15 protein-coding genes are annotated in these 18,694 nt (G+C 66.1%); 10 read left to right on the top strand and 5 right to left on the bottom strand.

Annotated elements, in window-relative coordinates; translation table 11 throughout:
- Window positions 1–65 precede the first annotated feature (65 nt).
- The gene (locus OG326_RS28375; protein ID WP_327140179.1) at window positions 66–842 is read left to right on the top strand and encodes a GntR family transcriptional regulator; all 777 of its coding nucleotides are present in this window, start codon (window positions 66–68) and stop codon (window positions 840–842) included.
- Window positions 843–876: 34 nt separating this feature from the next.
- On the opposite strand, the gene OG326_RS28370 is transcribed toward OG326_RS28375, so the two are convergent.
- On the bottom strand, window positions 877–1,185 hold the full coding sequence (locus OG326_RS28370) for a hypothetical protein (RefSeq protein WP_327140178.1): 309 nt from the start codon (window positions 1,183–1,185) through the stop codon (window positions 877–879).
- Between the two features lie 136 nt (window positions 1,186–1,321).
- Window positions 1,322–1,498, bottom strand: coding sequence for a hypothetical protein (locus OG326_RS28365; RefSeq protein ID WP_327140177.1), 177 nt, complete (start codon window positions 1,496–1,498; stop codon window positions 1,322–1,324).
- Between the two features lie 494 nt (window positions 1,499–1,992).
- On the opposite strand from OG326_RS28365, the gene OG326_RS28360 reads away from it, so the two are divergent.
- Complete coding sequence (locus OG326_RS28360) at window positions 1,993–2,229, top strand: DUF397 domain-containing protein (protein ID WP_327140176.1); 237 nt, start codon at window positions 1,993–1,995, stop codon at window positions 2,227–2,229.
- 85 nt (window positions 2,230–2,314) lie between these two features.
- Window positions 2,315–3,199 (top strand): helix-turn-helix domain-containing protein, encoded by an 885-nt coding sequence (locus OG326_RS28355; RefSeq protein WP_327140175.1) that lies wholly within the window; start codon window positions 2,315–2,317, stop codon window positions 3,197–3,199.
- 116 nt (window positions 3,200–3,315) lie between these two features.
- Here OG326_RS28355 and OG326_RS28350 read toward each other — a convergent pair whose 3' ends face one another.
- Together OG326_RS28350 and OG326_RS28345 are read right to left on the bottom strand one after the other, a co-directional pair.
- A complete protein-coding gene (locus OG326_RS28350; protein ID WP_297621562.1) occupies window positions 3,316–3,564 on the bottom strand; it encodes a hypothetical protein in 249 nt (82 codons plus the stop codon).
- A 275-nt stretch (window positions 3,565–3,839) separates the two neighbouring features.
- The gene (locus OG326_RS28345) at window positions 3,840–4,085 is read right to left on the bottom strand and encodes a hypothetical protein (protein WP_327140174.1); all 246 of its coding nucleotides are present in this window, start codon (window positions 4,083–4,085) and stop codon (window positions 3,840–3,842) included.
- 232 nt (window positions 4,086–4,317) lie between these two features.
- On the opposite strand from OG326_RS28345, the gene OG326_RS28340 reads away from it, so the two are divergent.
- Window positions 4,318–5,151 (top strand): acyl-CoA thioesterase domain-containing protein, encoded by an 834-nt coding sequence (locus OG326_RS28340; protein WP_327140173.1) that lies wholly within the window; start codon window positions 4,318–4,320, stop codon window positions 5,149–5,151.
- 397 nt (window positions 5,152–5,548) lie between these two features.
- Window positions 5,549–6,865 carry a lipase family protein gene (locus OG326_RS28335; protein WP_327140172.1) on the top strand — a complete coding sequence of 439 codons (1,317 nt, stop codon included), beginning with the start codon at window positions 5,549–5,551 and terminating at the stop codon, window positions 6,863–6,865.
- 78 nt (window positions 6,866–6,943) lie between these two features.
- Here OG326_RS28335 and OG326_RS28330 read toward each other — a convergent pair whose 3' ends face one another.
- Window positions 6,944–8,494 (bottom strand): acyl-CoA carboxylase subunit beta, encoded by a 1,551-nt coding sequence (locus tag OG326_RS28330; RefSeq protein WP_327140171.1) that lies wholly within the window; start codon window positions 8,492–8,494, stop codon window positions 6,944–6,946.
- A 160-nt stretch (window positions 8,495–8,654) separates the two neighbouring features.
- On the opposite strand from OG326_RS28330, the gene OG326_RS28325 reads away from it, so the two are divergent.
- The 5 genes from OG326_RS28325 to OG326_RS28305 all read left to right on the top strand — a co-directional run bounded on the left by OG326_RS28325 (window position 8,655) and on the right by OG326_RS28305 (window position 18,650).
- Window positions 8,655–10,031, top strand: coding sequence for an ABC1 kinase family protein (locus tag OG326_RS28325; RefSeq protein WP_327140170.1), 1,377 nt, complete (start codon window positions 8,655–8,657; stop codon window positions 10,029–10,031).
- Window positions 10,032–10,099: 68 nt separating this feature from the next.
- Entirely contained in the window at window positions 10,100–13,285 is a 3,186-nt protein-coding gene (locus OG326_RS28320; protein WP_327140169.1) for an acetyl-CoA carboxylase family protein, read from the top strand.
- Window positions 13,286–13,327: 42 nt separating this feature from the next.
- Window positions 13,328–14,467, top strand: coding sequence for an acyl-CoA dehydrogenase family protein (locus OG326_RS28315; protein WP_327140168.1), 1,140 nt, complete (start codon window positions 13,328–13,330; stop codon window positions 14,465–14,467).
- Window positions 14,468–14,575: 108 nt separating this feature from the next.
- Window positions 14,576–16,009, top strand: a complete 1,434-nt coding sequence (locus OG326_RS28310; protein ID WP_327140167.1) for a hypothetical protein — start codon at window positions 14,576–14,578, stop codon at window positions 16,007–16,009.
- Window positions 15,939–18,650: a hypothetical protein gene (locus OG326_RS28305; protein ID WP_327140166.1), complete on the top strand. Its 2,712-nt coding sequence runs from the start codon at window positions 15,939–15,941 to the stop codon at window positions 18,648–18,650. The genes OG326_RS28310 and OG326_RS28305 overlap by 71 nt, the downstream gene beginning before the upstream one ends.
- The last annotated feature ends 44 nt before the right edge of the window (window positions 18,651–18,694 follow it).

The following is an 18,694-nucleotide window of genomic DNA, read 5'->3' as shown; positions in this document are numbered from 1 at the left end:
TGCAGTTGTCCGACTAACCACATACACTGTCTGGGACGTGAACCAGATTCAGGAGAGGTGACACGATGGGTGACCGGACGGTCGTCGCCGACGTTGCAGACGAGTTGGCGCGCCGCGTGGCATCCGGGCAGTACACGCCCGGTGGCCTCATGCCGTCCGTTCGACAGGTCGCGGATGAGTTCGACCTGAATCGTGCGACGGCGCAACTGATTCTGGGACGGCTGGAGTCCTACGGATTCGTGGATGCGCACCGCGGCAAGGGATTCGTGATCCGCGATGTCCGCGCCGAGGGCGGGGTGGATGTGTACCGGCGACTGTTCCGGCTCTCCATGCCGGAGCCCGAACTGGTCGCGGACATGTTCGGCAATATTGTCGAGGAGGAGCGCGGCATCGCGCTGGAGGCGCTGCTCGCCTACACCGGCAGCGATCGCGCCATCGATCCCGGCGAATTCAAGGCCGATATCGACGAGCTGGAAACCCTTGCGCGCAGCGCGGATCCGGACCAGTACCGCATGCTGCGCATCGAGCTGGGCCTGCTGCGCCGGATGCTGACCGCCCTCGGGCACGTCATGCAGCGCGCGGTCCTGAACTCCATCGGTGAGATGGTGCTCGAGGTGCCGGAGGCGGTGCAGGCCTACTTCGCGGTCTCGCCGGATCTGCATGTGCTGGTCTGGCGCGCGCTGGTTGCGGTGTGGGAATCGGACAACGGTCCGAGTGAGGCGCAGCTGGCGCTGTTCGAGGATCTGTTCGGGCTCTACCACCAGAAGGTGGTGGCGCGATTCGAGGAGCTGGTGGGCACCACCGGGCTCGAAGAGGAGACCGTGCACGCCGCCACGGCGTAACGGATTCGGCCGGTCTTGTCTGAGACGACAGCGCTTATTGCCCGATGACGGCATTCATAATGGTGCCCGCGCTGGTGGCGATGATGCCGCCGATCAGCGCGCCCGCGATCTGCTTCGGGGCGGTGAGCGAGCCGCCGTTCCACTTCTCCCAGGCGAACTTGCCGCCGGCGAAGATGATGGCGAGGACCCCCGCGAGTAGTACGAACCAGGTGAAGTAGCGGACCAGCCGCATGAGCTTGTCCGCCACCGGTGGCGTCTCGGGCGTGGGGTTGCCCAGCTGGGCGAGGACGCTCTGGGTGAGCAGGTGCTGAGTGAGCACTTCGTGGGCAGCAGTCAGAATCATCTTGGCGCACTTCCACGAGAGGACGGGGTTCTCTATCCGGAGTACCCGCCCGGAGCCGTGTTGCGCAAGGGGAAGAATTCAGTTGCCGCACACAGGAATCAGCTGTGCGCTGGATCGGATCGGTCGTGCGGCGGAATCAGTCGACGTCGTTGTCTGCCGAAAGATACGCCACCGCAGCGAGATACTGCCGGCAGGCGAAGTGCTGATCGTGCACACGCAGGAGTGCGCGCGCCTTGCGATAGGTGAGACTGCGTGGTTCGTTCTCGCAGCCGTCACCGGAGATATCGGTGCTGTGGGCGAGCATCTGTGTCATGGGATGCCTCTTGCCGAGGGTGAATGGTTCCACTGAGTGTATGAGGGTGAAAGAGGCAGATGCAAGTACATCTGCACGGTCGAACGCTCGTGTCGTCGGGTTTCGTCCGTTTCGGTGTTGTTGTGGCGCCAGGGATTACGTGCCGGACGGCCGGCGTTCGAAATGTCCGCAACGGCGCCCGTGTTCCGCCTCGGCGTTCCGTGCCGCCCGAAGGTTCGCCAGGTATTGCCCGTTGGCGGGTAGCCAGCCCAAATGTCTTGATAAATAAGACCTACCGGTACGTATTGTCGAAATTTCTTCACAACTTCGCATCGCAACCTGGCTGAACAAGATCAAACCTGTTGTGTTGCAAAGGATATGCCCGATTTATGCCATCGATAGCGGGCTACCCGCGTGCTATCGTCGTTCTTGCGGTTGCAACTGCAAGAACATTTGGCCGAACATTTGCAAGTACTGGACCACCGTCTGCGGGCGGTACTGGCAAGGAGTCTGAAATGATGGAAATCCCGGCAACCCATCTCGACATCAACCCCAACGAACTCTCTTGGCGCAAGAGCACTTTCAGCAACCCCAGCGGTAACTGCGTGGAACTCGCGAAACTGGCGAACGGCGAGGTAGCCATGCGGAACTCACGGGACCCGGAAGGATCGGTGCTGGTCTACACCCGCCCCGAGATCGAATGCTTCCTGTTGGGCGCCAAGAGCGGAGAGTTCGACGATCTGGCGTTCTGAGCGGTAGCATTGGCAATCGGCGCGGTGGTTCGCGACGTGCGGTTGTGGCCCACTGCCGGCAAATCCGAGCATCGGAGTGGACCCCATGATCGCAGAACCCGTTCCTCACGGTCGGGCGAATTCCGCTGTCGTAGACCGTGGCCCGACCGCACTGCGTATTGCAGTGGGCGGGCAGCTACGAAAGCTGAGGGAACTCAACGGCATCACCCGGGAGGCCGCGGGTGAGCATATTCGCGGTTCCCATGCCAAGATCAGTCGCCTGGAACTCGGGCGAACCGGATTCAAGGAGCGTGACATCCGGGATCTGTTGAGCCTCTATAAGGTCGACGATCCCGGTGAGCGTGAGCAGTTCCTCGATCTGGTCCGCAAGGCCAATGAACCAGGCTGGTGGCATCGCTACAGCGACCTGCTGCCACCCTGGTTCGAGACCTATCTAGGCCTGGAATACGCGGCCAAGTCCATCAGGACCTATGAGGGCCAACTGGTTCCGGGTCTGCTGCAAACAGCCGATTACGCGCGCTCCATCGTCGCTCTTGGTCATGATGAGGACGGTGAGCGGCGCGTATCGCTGCGTCGGCACCGTCAAGAACTGCTGACCCGTCCGAGCGCGCCCAGCTTCTGGGCCGTGCTGGACGAGGCGGTCCTGCATCGCCCGGTCGGCGGTGCAGCTGTTCTGCGTGAGCAGATCAATCAGCTCATCGAGATGTCGCAGCTGCCCAATATCACCATTCAGGTGCTGCCCTATTCGGCCGGCGGGCACGCGGCCGCGGGCAGCTCGTTCACCATGCTGCGATTCGCCGAGGCCGAACTGCCCGACATCGTGTACCTGGAGCAGCTGACCAGTGCCCTGTATCTGGATCGCCGGCAGGATCTGGAACTCTACCGCCAGGTCATGGATCAGCTGAGCGTCCAGGCGGAGCCGCCGGAGCGGTCCCGCAAACTTCTGGAGAAGATAGCTGCCGAGCTGTGAGTTGAGATTCCAGCTCGCTTCGGCGAGCTGGTTCCACCGGTTCGAGAGTCGGTTCGAGACAAGGCTGCGGGGCCCCCTGTAAGGGGGCCCCGTTAGCTTGTGGCGGGTTATTTAGTTCATTGCCTGATGAAGCTGGAGGCGATACGCCAGAAGGCTTCTGGCTGCATCACATGCAGATCCCAGTCATTCACCATCGCATGCGCGGTGGCAACTATTCGCTCGATATCAAAGTCGTATCGAGTCGCCGCTCCGGTCGATTCGACCTGGTCAATGACGAAAGCGGTTGCAGTCTCATGTGAATATGACTGCTCCGGCTGGGTTCTTTCGGCAAACCCGAGTCGGCTGAGGTTGATCGGCTGATTCATAGAACGCCCCTGATGCCAAGCCGAGGGTTAAAACCGATGGCGCGGAATCGCCGGTGATCCACCGCTCGGCTCCCTGGTTGTCCCCTACGGTGCCTTGCACGATGAGTCTATGACCGTGCTCCGCGCAGATGCAAGTGCATCTGTAACCTCGAATATGAAGGGCCAGCAGCGATTTCGGCTTGCTAAAAGTTTGCGAGCTAACTTTTTCGGGGCAGTTTCCGGCGCTCTTTCCGGCCCGTGGCCCGGCGGCGCTCAGCGCGCGTCATTCGCCGCGCTCAGTGCGTGTCATTCCCCGTGCAGCGGGTGCGATGCTGTTTGCGCACGCAATCGCGATTGTGTTCGGCCACCACGAGTGTGATTCCGAGTGCCAGGCACAGCCCGCTGACCGCAGCGCCCAGGAGCGCCACCATGGCGAAACCGTAGCCACCGATGGTCAAAGTCAGTGCTATCGAGACGATTCCGATGGCAGCCAGTGTCAGTCCCGGTGAATTACCGGACGGGTCGTCCATCGTGGCAGGCATCATCGCCACCCTTTCCGCCCTGCCCTTCAAGGCTGATAAGCCGTGGGATACCCGCCCGAGCGCACGGTCAATCCGTGCCACGGCGGTGATGGTCCCGAGATGGCGCCGTGGGAAATGACCTGCTGTGGGAAATGACACGGGCCGCTGGGCGGGCGTCGCATTGAAACGGGTTCTAGCTGTGTGTTAGGTCTGGGAGCAGTGGATTGATCGATTGATGTGGACAGGTGGACCCGTGGTGGATGTGCCGGCGTATTTCGATGTGGTGGACGGCGGGTTCGAGGCGACGCGTTTCGCGGCCAGTCAATGGTCCTCGGCGCAGGTGGTGGGCCCGGCGATCTGCGGCCTGATGGCACGGCAGCTGGAGCTCGAGCACGCCACCGACGGTTTTGTCCCGGTGCGGCTCACCGTGGACATGTTCAGCGCGGCGCGCTTCGAGCACACCACCATGCCCACCGTGCGGGTCCGGGACGGGAAGCGGATCCGGGTCGCCGATGTGTCGGTGGTGCAGGGCGGCAAGGTGGCGGCGCGCGCCTCGGTGGTGCTGTTGCAGCCCTCGGAGCAGCCGCCCGGGCAGCTGTGGCAGCGCGAATTCCAGCCGCAGCCGCCGTCGCTGGAGATCGCGCCGACCACCTCGCTGCCGCAGGTGCCGCTGTTCAACAGCGATGCGAATCCGGGCGAATGGTCGTCCGTGCCCACCGCGCACGAGAACAATGCCCGCAAACGCACCTGGCAGAACCCGATTCGGGTGGTGACGGGGGAGGAGCTCTCGCCCTTCCAGCGCGCGGCCCTGGTCGGCGAGGCGACCAGCATGATGACCAACTGGGGTGATGCGGGCATCGGCTTCATCAATACCGATATGACCCTGGCGCTGTCCCGGATGCCGGAGGCCGGGCAGATCGGCGTCGAGGCCGACAGTCATATCAGTGACCGCGGTATGGCCGTCGGTGTGGCCACGCTGTTCGATCGCGCGGGCGCCTTCGGCAGCTGCATGGTGACCTCGGTGTCCAATGCCGGGCGGCAGATCAGCAGTGCGCAGCTCGATGCGGTCATGAACGCGCGCGCCTGAGCGGAACCTCGGGCGCCGGAGCCGGCGCAGATCGGGTGGGACCGAGACTGTTTCGATCCCGCCGATCCGCTACGGGAAGCACATGCGGCGACGGATACTCGTCAGGTGGCCTGTTACGGGTTGACCACAATGCTCGACGACTCGCCGGGTGCGGGGTGGGTCCGGGGCAGGTGCGATCGTGGGAACAGGCGTTCGATATCCACATGACCGGGGATCGGGCAAATGGGATCGGCACGGACCGGTCTCGATGTGGACTCGAACAGACTACGTCGGAGTGTCGCAGGTAGACGCCCGTCTAGGCTCGCCAGGTCCGCCGAGCTACTGATCCTGTGGGGGTGTTGTGCTCCGTTGTCTGCGAATCGTCGCTGCCGCCTTGATGATAGGCGGATTTGCTGGCGTGGCGCATGCGCAACCGCCGGTGCAGCAGCCGTCCGGTGCGCCGATTTCGGGGCTGCTGCCCGCGTTTCAGCAATTCGTCGAGGCGGTTGTACCGCCGCCCCCGCTGCCCAATGCGCCGGCGACGCCGCTGGTGGACAGCGGGGGGCTGTCGCCGGAACTCGCCGCCCTGCGCGCGGCAACGCTGCCGGATCCGATCGGTGACGCGTTCATCGACGACTGGCCGCCCAACCTGGACGATTTCAGCCCCGGGCAGCTGATCCAGTGGCGCGATGTGACCGCGACGGCCGCACCCGCCGTGATCGCGCCGGTGGTTCAGGTGGTGCAGTTGAAGTATCGGACCACCGATTCGCACGGCGCACCGTCCTATGCCATTGCGTCGCTGGTGATTCCGACCGGCGCGTGGACGGGCCCGGGGCAGCGGCCGGTGGTGGTCAATCTGCTGCCCATCAATGGGCTCGGTCGCACCTGCAATCCGAGTTACACGCTGGTGCACGGCTTTTCGGACGCGACCAATCTCTCGGAATATCTGCCTCCGGCCACCCAGCTGCCGCTGCTGCGCGGATACGCGGTGCTCATTCCCGATCACGAGGGCCCTCGAATGGCCTATGCCGAGCCGTTCGTGGCCGGGCACGCGGTGCTGGACTCGATTCGCGCGATGCGCGGGTCCATGCCGAAGCAGTTCGGGGACAGTCGATTCGGCCTGACGGGGTACTCGGGCGGATCCATCGCCGCCAAGGGCGCGGTGAAACTCATGTCGGAGTACGCACCGGAGCTGGCCGATGTGGTGGTCGGCGCGGCCATGGGCGGCGTGCCCGCCGATTACGAGATTCTCTCGCGCAGCATGAACGCGAATCTGGCCTCGGGGGTGTTCTTCGCCGCCACCTTCGCCATCGGCCGCGAACGGCCGGAAATCCTGGCGCACATGAACAATCTCGCGCAGTGGATAGCGGTCGCGTACAAGAATCAGTGCATGTCCGCGTTCGGGCTACCCGGCGTGCTGCAGCTGCCGCTGGATGTCGCCGCCGATTTCCCCGACCCGCTGCACAGCCCGCTGGCGCAGGACATCTACCGCGTCACGCGCATGGATGGGCGCAAATCACTTGTGCCGCTGTACATCTACAATGGTGCGCAGGAATTCTGGGTGCCCTCGGAGGGTGCGAAGAACCTCTACAAAGAACAGTGCGCCCTGGGTGTGCCCGCGGTGTATCGCAGTGTGCTCGGCGAGCACATCACCGCCGCGTTCACCGGATTCCCGGAGGCCATGCTCTGGCTCGACGCGCGATTGCGGGGAGAACCCGCGCCCAATGAATGCTGAATGCGCTCAACGCATTCCGGAATTCGACGCTGCCCCCGGCCGATCCGGCCGGGGGCAGCGCCCGCTGTGCGTGCCGACCTACATCGGGAACAGGTTGTGCTTACGCGGGTTCGGCTTGCGCACCGCGCCCTTGTCGCGCAGCAGCTGCAGCGCCTTGCGGATCTCCAGGCGGGTCGCGGAGGGCTCGATGACCGCATCGATATAACCGCGCTCGGCCGCCGTCCACGGGGTGGCGACGGTGGCATTGTAGAAGTCGATCATGCCCTGCCGCACCGCTTCCCGGTCCTCCGGTGCCGCGGCCTCGATCTGCCGCTTGCCGACGATCGGGATCATGGACTCCGCGCCCATGACCGCGAGCCGCGCCGTGGGCCAGGCCAGGCTGATATCCGCGCCCAGCTGCTTGCAGCCCATCACCGCGTAACCGCCGCCGTACGCCTTGCGGGTCACGATGGTCACGATCGGCACGGAGGCCTCGATGAGCGCGCGGAACATGCGGCCGCCGCGCTTGATGACGTGATTGCGCTCCTCGTCCACGCCCGGCAGCACGCCCGGGGTGTCGACCACATAGATCAGCGGGATATTGAACGCATCGCAGAGCCGGATGAAGTGCGCGGCCTTATCGGAGCACGCCGCGTCCAGCGCGCCGCCCAGCACCAGCGGCTGATTGGCGATCACACCGATCGGACGGCCGTCGACACGCGCGAACCCGGTAATGAGATTTTCCGAAGTCTTGGCGCTGATCTCGTGGAACGCGCCGTCGTCGAAGATGCGCAGCAGGATGTCGTGCATGTCGTAGCCGACCTTGTCGGCATCGGGCATGAACTTGTCCAGCTCACGGTCGTGATCGGTGAGCTCGGGCTCGAGGCCCGGATTCACGATCGGCGGCTGTTCGAGGCAGCTGGTCGGCAGGTAACTCAGGTAGTCGCGCACCCACTGGAAAGCTTCCGCTTCGGTCTTGGCGACGTGGTGGACGGTGCCGTTCTTCTCCAGCGCGCGGGCGCCGCCCAGCTCCTCGGCCGAGACCGACGCACCGGTCACGGCCCGGATGACCTCCGGACCGGTGACGAACATGTACGAATCCTCGGTGGCCACCAGGACATCCATATTGATGGGCCCGTACACCGAACCGGCCGCGCACTTGCCGAGCATCACGGCGACCATCGGCACATAGCCGGACAGGTCCTCCTGCAGGCGGCACATGATCGCGTACCAGGCCAGGGAGGCGACGCCGTCCTGAATGCGCGCGCCGCCGGAGTCGTTGATGCAGACCACCGGGCAGGCATTGTTGTAGGCGAAATCCATCGCGGCGCGCACCCGGCGGCCGAACATCTCGCTGACCGAGCCGCCGTAGACGGTCTGATCGTGCGAGATCACCACAACCGGGCGGCCGTCGATATAGCCGCGGCCGGTGACCACGCCGTCGCCGTAGAAGGCGTTGGAGTTGCCCGGCTGGCGCATGAGCGCGCCCATCTCGACGAAGGTGCCCGCGTCGAGCAGCATCCGCGCCCGTTCCCGGGCGCTGGGAATGCCCTTCACAAGTCTCTTCTGGATGCCCTTCTCACCGGAAGGCTCTTCGGCGATCTCCAGGAGCTTGCGCAGTTCTGCCAGCTTCTCCGCGGTACCCGTCATTACTTCGGTCTTGCCTTTCGCCTACATCAGGTGGAGCCGGATCACTGCCCAGCCCGCCACGGTACCGTGCGCCACCCATCCCCAACCACTGAACGGGTGCGTAACCTATGACGGGCACCACAGCAGACCGACCGGCTGGGACAGAGATACACTGCGGCGCGTGAGCTCACCGATGACTGTGCGAGCGGGGGCGCCCGAGGTGATCCGGCCGGATCTGGACACGTTCGGGTTCTCCGAAATGCGGCGAACGGTAATTGTCGGCGCGGTGCTGGGCGGAGCGGTCACCCGCAGCGTGCTGCGTGGCGGACTGCGCAAGGCCAAGCGTAAACGCGCCGTGGCCGAGGGCGTGGTGAACGGTTTCGAGTCGCTGGGCCCAATGTTCGTGAAACTCGGCCAGCTCATCGCCTCCTCGCCCGGCGCCTTCCCGCGCGAGCTGGCCGACGCCTGCCTGCGCTGCCTCGACGATATGGCGCCGTTCCCGTCCGCCGATGCGCGCTCGATCATCGAAGCCGATCTGGGCAAGCCGATTTCCGAGCTGTTCCGGTCCTTCGAGGATGAGCCGCTGTCCGCCGCCTCCATCGCCCAGGTGCACGCCTGCGTCCTGCACGACGGCCGTCCCGCCGTGGTCAAGGTGCAGCGTCCCGAGATCGGCCGGCGCATGATCGTGGATCTGCGCGCCGCCATGCGGCTGGCGCGCACCATGGAGAAGCGTTCGGAGAATGCCCGCGTCGCCAATACCCAGGGCGTGGTGCGTGATCTGTACGAGGCGACCGTCGCGGAGTTGAACTTCCTCATCGAGGCCGATAATCAGACCCGCGCCCGGGAGAACCTGGCCGCGTTCGGCGACAATGCCAATGTTGTTGTCCCCGAGGTCTATTGGGAACTGTGCGGCCCTCGTGTGCTGTGCATGGAGCGCATGCGCGGCATGCCGCTGGACCGCTTCGACGATATCCGCGCCGTCCACCCCGATCCCGAACTGCTCATCCGCCGCCTGGTCAAGGCGTGGATGGAAAGTGTTGCGGTGCACGGTCTCTTCCACGGCGACGTGCATGCCGGCAATCTCTGGCTGCTCGACGACGGCCGCGTGGCCATGCTCGATTTCGGCATTGTCGGCCGCATGGAGACCGAATGGCGCGAGTTCGTGCGCGCCCTGTTCTACGCCAGCTCCATCGACAATGACTTCCGCCCGGTGGCCCGCGCCCTCCGCAAACTCGATATGGTCACCGACGACAGCGGCGACGACGCCACCATCGGCCGCCAGCTCGCCGTGGCCCTCGGCCCCGTTTTGTCCGGCAGCCTCGACAAACTCGACCTGGGCGTGGTCTCCGCCCGCCTGCTGGAATTCGGCAAACGCCGCGGCGCCTCCGGCCCGCAGCAGCTCATCCTCATGGGCAAACAGCTCGGCTACTTCGAGCGCTACGCCGTAGCCCTCGCCCCCGGCTGGAAACTGGGCCGCGACCTGTTCCTGTTCCGCAATGTCTTCCCCGACGAGGTAGCCGCCAAGCTCGCCGCCGAAGGCACCGAACTCCCCGACTGAGGTCTTTCGCGGTGTGCGGGTCTGCCCTACCTTCGACGCCGGGCGGGGTTGTGGGTAAAACTGGCGGCATGCACATCGTTGTGGTGAACCGTGGGGAAGTGGCTGTCCGGGTGGTGCGGACTGCGCGGGAGGGCGGGTTCGCGACGCTGGCGGTGTATACCGAGGACGAGGCCGGGGCCCTGGTGGTGCGGCTGGCTGATGAGGCGGTGCGGCTGGCAGGGAGCGGGGCGGCCGCGTATCTCGATATCGGTGAGGTGGTGCGGGCGGCGCGGAAGGCGGGGGAGGGCGCGCTGGTGCATCCGGGGTACGGGTTCCTCAGCGAGAGTGCGGAATTCGCGGAAGCCTGCGCGGCGGCGGGACTGGTGTTCGTCGGGCCGCAGGTGGAGGTGCTGCGGTTGTTCGGGGACAAGGTCGCGGCGCGGGCGGCGGCGGAGCGGGCCGGGGTGCCGGTCCTGCCGGCGACGAGGAGTGTGGCCACGCCGGAGGAGATCGCCGAACTGCTTGCCGCGCATCCGGACGGGATCATGGTGAAGGCCGCGGCCGGTGGCGGTGGGCGCGGTATGCGGATGGTGCGGGATCCGGCGCAGGTGGCGGAGGCGTTCGAGCGCTGCCGGGCGGAGGCGCTGGCGGGCTTCGGCGATGATGCGGTGTATGCCGAGGCACTGGTGAGCGAGGCTCGGCATATCGAGGTGCAGATCGTCGCCGATGGGGTGCGCGCGGTGGCGGTGGGGGACCGGGACTGCAGTGTGCAGCGGCGGCAGCAGAAGTTGGTGGAGATCGCGCCCGCGCCGAATCTTCCTGCGGCACTGCGGGAGCGGCTGCACGAACAGGCGGTGCGGCTGGCCGAATCGGTGGGCTGCCGCGGGGTGGTCACGGTCGAATTCCTGGTCAGCGGCGAGGATTCCTGGTTCCTCGAGGTGAATCCGCGACTGCAGGTGGAACATACGGTCACCGAGGAGGTGGCCGGGCTGGATCTGGTCGCGATCCAATTCGAATTGGCGCAGGGCCGCACGCTCGCCGAGTTGGCGCTGACGGCGACCGCACCGCGCGGGTACGCGGTGCAGGCGCGGGTGAATGCCGAAATCATCACCGCCGGTGGGGATGTGCTGCCCAGTACCGGAACCCTCACCCAGTTCGCCGCCCCGACCGGTGTGGGCGTGCGCGTGGATACCGCCGCATTCGGCGGCATGCGGCAGGGCGCCGAATTCGATTCGCTACTGGCGAAGGTGATTACGCGCGGATCCTCGTATCCGGCCGCGCTGCGGCGTGCGGCCGACGCCCTGGCCGAGACGGTGATCGTCGGCATCGAAACCAATCTCGCGGTGCAGCGGGCGGTGCTCGATGAACTGGTCACTGCCGGTTCGGTGTCGACCTCCTGGTTCGAACAGCGCATGAGCGAATTGGTTTCCAGGGCAGCCGATTACGCTCCGGCACTCGTGCACGTCCCGGACCTCGATCAGCCGGAGTCGACGGCCGCGGCCGATCTGGCGGAGGGTGAGCAGGCGCTGCGCTCACCGATGGGCGGCACCGTGGTTTCCGTGGTGGAGCCGGGCACGCTCGTTGCCGCCGGAGCCGAGGTGGCGGTCCTCGAAGCGATGAAAATGCAGCATGTGGTGCGTGCCGAACAGCCGCTGCGGGTGCTGCGACCACTGGTCGGTCCGGGCGATGTGATCGATCCGCACGCACCCCTGCTCGTCTGGGTCGAGGCCGATCACGACGGTGAATCCGTGGAAAGCGCGGCGGTAGACCTGGATTCGATTCGGCCCGATCTCGCCGAGGTGCTCGACCGGCACCGGATCGGACTCGACGAATCCCGTCCGCAGGCCGTCGCCAAACGGCACCGACTGGGCCGCCGCACCGCGCGGCAGAACATCGCCGATCTGGTGGATGACAACAGCTTCGTCGAGTACGGCGCGCTGGCGGTCGCGGCCCAGCGTTTGCGCCGCAGCCCGGAGGACCTGATCGCGAACACCCCGGCCGACGGTCTGATCGGGGGCGTCGCAACCGTCAATGCCGATCACTTCGGCGCGGACGCGACCCGGGTCGTCGTCATGTCCTACGACTACACGGTGCTCGCGGGCACCCAGGGCATGCGCAATCACGCCAAGACCGATCGCATGCTGGAACTGGCTGCCGCCCAGGAACTTCCGGTCGTCTTCTTCACCGAGGGCGGCGGCGGGCGACCGGGTGATACCGACTACGCGGGCATCTCCGGTCTCGATGTCACCACGTTCCGCGCCATGGGCGCACTCTCCGGCCGGGTCCCGTTGATCGGCATCGTGTCCGGTCGCTGTTTCGCCGGCAATGCCGCACTGCTGGGGATGTGCGATGTTGTCATCGCCACCCCGGACGCGAATATCGGCATGGGTGGTCCCGCCATGATCGAGGGTGGCGGCCTGGGCGTCTACGCTCCCGAAGATATCGGCCCGATCGATGTGCAGCGCCGAAACGGCGTGGTGCACATAGTCGCCGCCGACGAAGCGGAGGCGGTGGCCATCGCCCGCCGCTACCTCGCGTACTTCCAGGGGGCCGAGTCCGAGTGGGCCGCACCGGATCCGCGCCTGTCCCGTCACGTCGTTCCGGAGGATCGACTGCGCGCCTTCGATATTCGCGCCGCCATCGAATCCGTCGCGGACACCGGCTCGGTGCTGGAATTGCGCCGGGACTGGGGCATCGGCGTCGTCACCGCCCTGATCCGCGTGCAGGGCCGTGCCTTCGGCCTGATCGCCAATGACTGCCACCACCTGGGCGGGGCCATCGACGCTCCCGCCGCCGATAAGCTCAGCGCCTTCCTGCGCCTGTGCGACGCACACGGCCTGCCCGTCGTATCACTCTGCGACACTCCAGGTTTCATGGTGGGGCCGGAGGCCGAGACCCAGGCCACCGTCACGAAGTTCAGCCGCCTGTTCATCGATGCGGCGGCCCTGTCGGTGCCGTGGGGCACCATCATCCTGCGCAAGGGCTACGGCCTGGGCGCACAGGCCATGGCGGCCGGTTCCTTCCGCGCGCCACGCTTCGTGATCGCCTGGCCCACCGGCGAGATCGGCGGCATGGGCCTGGAGGGCGCCGTCCGGCTGGGCTTTGCCAAGGAACTCGCCGCCCTCGAAGATCCGCTCGAACGCCAGAGGGCCTTCGACAACCTGGTGAAACTGGCCTACGCCAATGGAAAGGCCCTGACCGCCGCCACCGTCCTCGAACTCGACGACGTCATCGACCCGGCCGATACCCGTCGCTGGATCGAGACATTGAGGTAGTGCCGCAGCGTTACTCTCGTTCTATCGACGAAGGAGCGCGGCGTGAACTACAGCAGCGAGCATCAGCAATTCCGGGCCACGGTCCGCCGTTACGTCGAGCAGAACATCAATCCGCACGTCGACGAATGGGAACGTGCCGAGATGATGCCGCTGCACGAGATCTTCGCCGATATGGCGAAACTCGGCATGCTCGGCCTGGAATACGATCCGGCCTACGGCGGCCAGGGCGCCGATCACCTGTTCACCATGGTGCTGTGCCAGGAGATGGGCCGCGTCGCGCACGGATCGTTCCCCATGGCATTCGGAGTGCAGGTCGCCATGGCGACACCGTCACTGCACGAACACGGCAGCGATGAGCTCAAACTGGAGTATCTGGCTCCCGCCATGCGCGGTGAAATGGTCTGCGGCGTCGCGGTTACCGAACCGGAGGCGGGTTCCGATGTCGCGGGCATTCGCACCCACGCCCGCCGGGACGGCGACGACTGGGTGATCCACGGCTCGAAGATGTTCATCACCAATTCCGTTCAGGCGGACTGGCTCTGCACCCTGGTGCGCACCTCCGACGAGGGCGGCTACCGCGGTATGAGCCAGATCATCGTGCCCACCGCCACTCCCGGATTCAGCGTCGCGAAGAAGCTCGACAAGCTCGGTATGCGCGCCTCCGACACCGGTCTGCTCACCTTCGACGATGTGCGAGTTCCGGTGCGCAACACCATCGGTGCGATCGGCCGCGGCTTCCAGCAGCAGATGTCGCAGTTCGTCATGGAGCGCATGTTCGGCTCCTACGGCGCGCCCATGAGCTGCGCCCTGCAACTGGAGCTCACCCGCGACTACGCCCGCCAGCGCAAACTCTTCGGCCACCCCCTGACCGCGAACCAATACCTGCAGTACACCTACGCCGAACTGGCCGCCCGCGTGGACATGCTGCGCGTCTACACCGAATCCATTGCCGAGCAATACATGTCCGGCACCGACGTCACCCGCATGGCCACCATCGCCAAACTGGAAGCCGGCCGCCTCACCCGCCAGGTAGTCGACTGGTGCCTCCAAATCCACGGCGGCATGGGCTACATGGAAGAAACCTGGACCGCCCGAGCCTTCCGCGACAGCCGCCTCCTCAGCATCGGCGGCGGTGCGGACGAGGTCATGCTCCGCGTCCTGTCCATGATGGACGGCTGGTAATCGCTCGATAGCAGCGATGGCGGTCCGGCCGTTCGGCGCCTGTCGGTGCCGGATGTTTCTATACCTGTGACAGCGCAGCCGACGGCTGCCGATTCACGGGGGTAGTTGATGAGTGACCTTGCCGCGCCGCATAACTGGGATGTCATCGGCGATCATCCGATGGATCATCCGGGCGAGCTGTGGCTGGCGCTGACGGGCCGCCAACCCGACTGGGAGGATCAGCATGCCAAGCGGGGAATGCTGCACGATATCCGGCTGACTTCCGCGCAGTTGACCATGCCGACGGCGTCGGAGCTGCTGAACGGCCGAGGGCTTCCGGTCGGAGGCGGGGCCTGGGGTAAGTACGTTCTCGGCATCGGGGAGGTGGCGGTGCGTGCCGCGTCGGCCTTGATCTCCGAGCGCGAGCGGAGCTATCTGCTGGCGCTGCTCGACATCTGGGCAGAGACTGTTTTCGCGGATCGGTCCGTACGGCTGTGGGTGGGAGCGGGCGGGGAGCGTCCCTGCGTCCTCGCCGAGGCCGACCGCACCTCGGTGGCGATCGGGGGAAATTGGAAGGAAAGGCGTTTCGTCGCGGCGTCGCATGGTCCGGTCGATGCGGCCGAGGAGCTGAGCGCGATCGAATTCGGCTGGGGAGATGCAGCGCAGCTGCTGAAGTTCACCGCGCTGGTACGGGATCGAGGGGCGGCGCCGTGGAATCCGCGTGCCTGTCAGGTGCTCTCGGAGATGTCCGGCCTGACCCGGGTGGCGGCGGCGCTCGTCCTGTCCGGCTATATCGAGTGGACCGGTCGACAGGAGCTGCTGAACGCGCAGCAGCGTGCGATTCTCGATGTGACGGCCGCGGAGGTCGTGGAGGCCAAACGCGAGCTGGAGGAATACCTGGGGAAGGAATTCGGCGCCGCGACAAGACTTCTCACCCGCGCGCTGCCGGAGGATCCCGCGCGACTCTGGGAACCGGACGGCCTGTGTGTGCTGGCCGCACGCATTGCCGAGGTGTCGAACGCGCACTACGGCCGTCGCATCACGCTCTCCGAAGGTACGCTCGCCGCCGCGGAGGTGATCCGGGCGGAGCTGGCGGTTCGGGGCGGAAGCCGTTCGGCCGCCGGACTGTGCGCCACCGTGGCAGCGCCGGCCTCGGACCGTATCCTGACCGGCGTACTGGATGCGCCTGAAGCAGTACGAGCGTGGGCACTACATCACCGACAACACCGGGCTCGTGCGGGAATTCAGCGACCGATGGCACTCGGTGGTCGAAACCTGCCGCTGGGCTTACGCTTTCCTGCCCGCCGGAGACCCGGTGCGTGCGGGAGTCCCCCAGACAGTGCGGCTACTGCGAGCGCAACTCCGCCGGCCCGGCATGCTGCTGTCCCTGGGGTGGATACCCGACCGGACGATCGAATCACTGCGCCATCGGCGTACGTCGGCGCAGTGGCCGGAGTCGCCGCACCACGGCGCCTTCGACGACGGCTTGATCGTGGCAGAGCCCCGAGATCAGGACAAGCAATGGGATCTGTATGTGCGTCCCGCGAACTATCTGCTCGATGACCGCACGACTGATCTCCGTGCCATGGTGGAGGACTACTTCCGCGACCCGATCCGCTACCTCGACTGGCTGTTCGGTGCGGAATGCGACCGCATGGTCGCGCGCATCGACTCCGGCGTGCTGCCGGACGGCAGTTTCGAGACCGACCCGGCATCGAGTGCCGCCGCACTGGTGGCCGAGGTGGCGAATGAACTCGGCGTGACGGCCGATGCCGCGGCGTTGTACCTGCAGCTGGCGACATTGACGGTGCCTTCCGATCGCAATATCCGCCTCTGGAACGGGTGGAAGCCCGCCCGGCACCGGGCCGCTGAGGCCGTGCTGGCCGACAATGGGCTGGTCGTTCGCGATAAGCGTGGTCGTGTGGGGCGCGGAGTTTTCCTGCCCGGCAAGTGGATCGGCAAGCCGGGCATCGAAGACTGGAAGTGGCAGCTGCACGCGCTGGAAAAGCGGTACTCCGACAAAGGGGTGCGCGGTGTCTCGACCCCGCATGTCATTCTGCCGGAACTGTTTCGTGCCGCGTGGCAGCTGACGAGTGAGCTGCGCAGTCGTCCGCCCAGCACCGACGACACGGATGCTGCTGTGCCGGAGAGTATTTCGCCGCTCGAGTCGAATTCCGAGACCGTTGAGCACTCCGCGGTCCACGCCGTCCAACCGGCGGGTCCCGATGCCACTGCGGTCGAGGAGCATCCGCTGGACGACTACACCAGCCTGGGCGAGGCGGTGTGCGGCCATCACTATCACAACGAGCCCGCCGGCCCGAAGATGTTGCGCGCCATCCGCATCACGTCGAACCTATTGCGAGGCGGCACTCTTCCGCCCGCGGCTGATCAATGGATTCACGCCTCCGGCGATCGCGTATGGACCAATCTGCTGCCGGGCATCGGTGTGGTGGCTTTGCGTGCTGTCTCCCCGGTGACCTCCGGACATGACCGTGAGTATCTGCTCGCGCTGCTCGAGGTCTGGGCCGACACCGTATTCGCCGATCCGGCAGTGGATTTGCTGGTCGGTCGCGTCGAGACCACAGTGCCCGTCCTGGGCGATGCGCGCGGCGTCGCGGTGGCGCTCGGTGAATCACACAGCGACACCCGCGGTTTTGTCGCGGTGCGCCCGGGTGAAGCCGATCCGCCGGCTCTGGGCGTCATCCATGAGGTCACCTCCATCGGTCCGCGCTGGGGTGACGCCGGGCAATTGCACGCCTTCGTCGCTGCCGTCCGGGAACGGGGCCCAGCGCCGTGGGACGCCGTCGCGGTGGAGATATTCGTGCAGCGCACCGGAATGAGCCCGGCCGCTTCGGCATTGATCCTCGCCGGTTATCTGGGCTGGTACCTGCGCCCGAAGGAGGATCTGAGCGCGGACCAGCGCCGCATCCTGGGCATCGGTCCCGCCGCCGCGGAGGATGGCGCCGGCGAACTCAACGAGCTCGAAGGCAGGCAGCAGTCCGCCGCACTGTTGGCGCGGATCCTTCCCGATGATCCGGACGAACTATGGCAGGCGGGCGGAATGCAGCGGGTGGCCGGTCGCGCCGCGGACGCCTGGGTCGCCCGCCACGGTCGTCGTCCCGCCGTGCCCGAGTCGACTCGGGTCGCGGCCGCTGCGCTGCGAACGGAATTGAACGACACGGTCTTCGGCCCCTCGGGTGCGGGTCTGTGCGCGATCCTCGCAGCGCCGGACAGCGCGCCGGTCCTAGTCGTACCGCAGCAAATACTGGCCGAAAAGCGGAACGGAAGGTACGGACTCGCCGATGTCGGCGCCGGGCGCGGATTTCTGTTCCATAGGTCGTGGCGTCCGCTGATCGAAGCGAGCCGTTGGGCGTATTCCCATGTGCCCGCAAGTGATCCGGTGCACGAGGGCGCCCGTCGCACCCTGGAGCTGCTGCGGCTGCGGCTGCGCGATCCGGGCCTCGTCCTGCGACTGACGTACGCCAACGATCGGGAGATCGGAGCGCTGTCGGAATTGAGCGGTATCAGTCCGGTCACGGATGCCGACGGCGGCCGGCTGTATGACGACGGTTTGGTGGTCGCGTGGACCGACGATGCCGCGAACGCCTCCTGGACAGTGCACTTCCGTCCCGCGAACTACGGTTTCACCGCCCACAGCGATCTGCTGCGCGCTACGACGGACCGCTATCACCGCGAACTGTCCTATGTGGATTGGCTTTTCGGCCCGGACTGCGACCGCATCCTGGCCCGGCTCACCGCCGCCGATCTCCCCGCCGGCGGCTATGAGACCGACCCGAGGCTCACCGCCCCGGCGTTGGTCGCCAATATCGCCGACAAGCTCCAGCTCGATACCGACGCGGCCACGTTGTACCTGCAGCTGCTCACCCTGCTCGATCCCACGGACCGCAATATCCGCCGCTGGAACGGCTGGAAAACAGCCCATCACAAGACAATCGAGGAGCACCTGATCACGCGGAATCTGCTCCTCCGCGACGAACGTAAACGCGCGGGCCGCACCGCCTTCCTGCCCGGCCCCTGGGTCGGCAAGCCCGGGATGGAACTCTGGAAACTCCCGCTGCACGACCTCGTGATGCAGTTCCGAAACACGGTCGAAAACCCGGGCCTATCCACACCTCGCCGTGCCCTCCCCGACCTGTTCCACGCCGCCTGGCAACGCATCCGTACCGGCGACCTCCCCGCCTGACGGCCATCCGCCCTCGCCTTCGAGGGATGCAGCCGACGGTGAGT

This window comes from Nocardia sp. NBC_01327 (assembly GCF_035958815.1).
Taxonomy (GTDB): Bacteria; Actinomycetota; Actinomycetes; order Mycobacteriales; family Mycobacteriaceae; genus Nocardia.
The sequence above is the reverse complement of the archived record's forward strand: the minus strand, read 5'-3'. Positions and strand labels throughout refer to the sequence as shown.

Bases quoted from the DNA above. Each gene is read 5' to 3' on its own strand.
- OG326_RS28345 (WP_327140174.1), bottom strand. From the start codon at position 4,085: ATGCCTGCCACGATGGACGACCCGTCCGGTAATTCACCGGGACTGACA.
- OG326_RS28350 (WP_297621562.1), bottom strand. From the start codon at position 3,564: ATGAATCAGCCGATCAACCTCAGCCGACTCGGGTTTGCCGAAAGAACC.
- OG326_RS28310 (WP_327140167.1), top strand. From the start codon at position 14,576: ATGAGTGACCTTGCCGCGCCGCATAACTGGGATGTCATCGGCGATCAT.
- OG326_RS28360 (WP_327140176.1), top strand. From the start codon at position 1,993: ATGATGGAAATCCCGGCAACCCATCTCGACATCAACCCCAACGAACTC.
- OG326_RS28355 (WP_327140175.1), top strand. From the start codon at position 2,315: ATGATCGCAGAACCCGTTCCTCACGGTCGGGCGAATTCCGCTGTCGTA.
- OG326_RS28320 (WP_327140169.1), top strand. From the start codon at position 10,100: ATGCACATCGTTGTGGTGAACCGTGGGGAAGTGGCTGTCCGGGTGGTG.
- OG326_RS28370 (WP_327140178.1), bottom strand. From the start codon at position 1,185: ATGATTCTGACTGCTGCCCACGAAGTGCTCACTCAGCACCTGCTCACC.
- OG326_RS28375 (WP_327140179.1), top strand. From the start codon at position 66: ATGGGTGACCGGACGGTCGTCGCCGACGTTGCAGACGAGTTGGCGCGC.
- OG326_RS28365 (WP_327140177.1), bottom strand. From the start codon at position 1,498: ATGACACAGATGCTCGCCCACAGCACCGATATCTCCGGTGACGGCTGC.
- OG326_RS28330 (WP_327140171.1), bottom strand. From the start codon at position 8,494: ATGACGGGTACCGCGGAGAAGCTGGCAGAACTGCGCAAGCTCCTGGAG.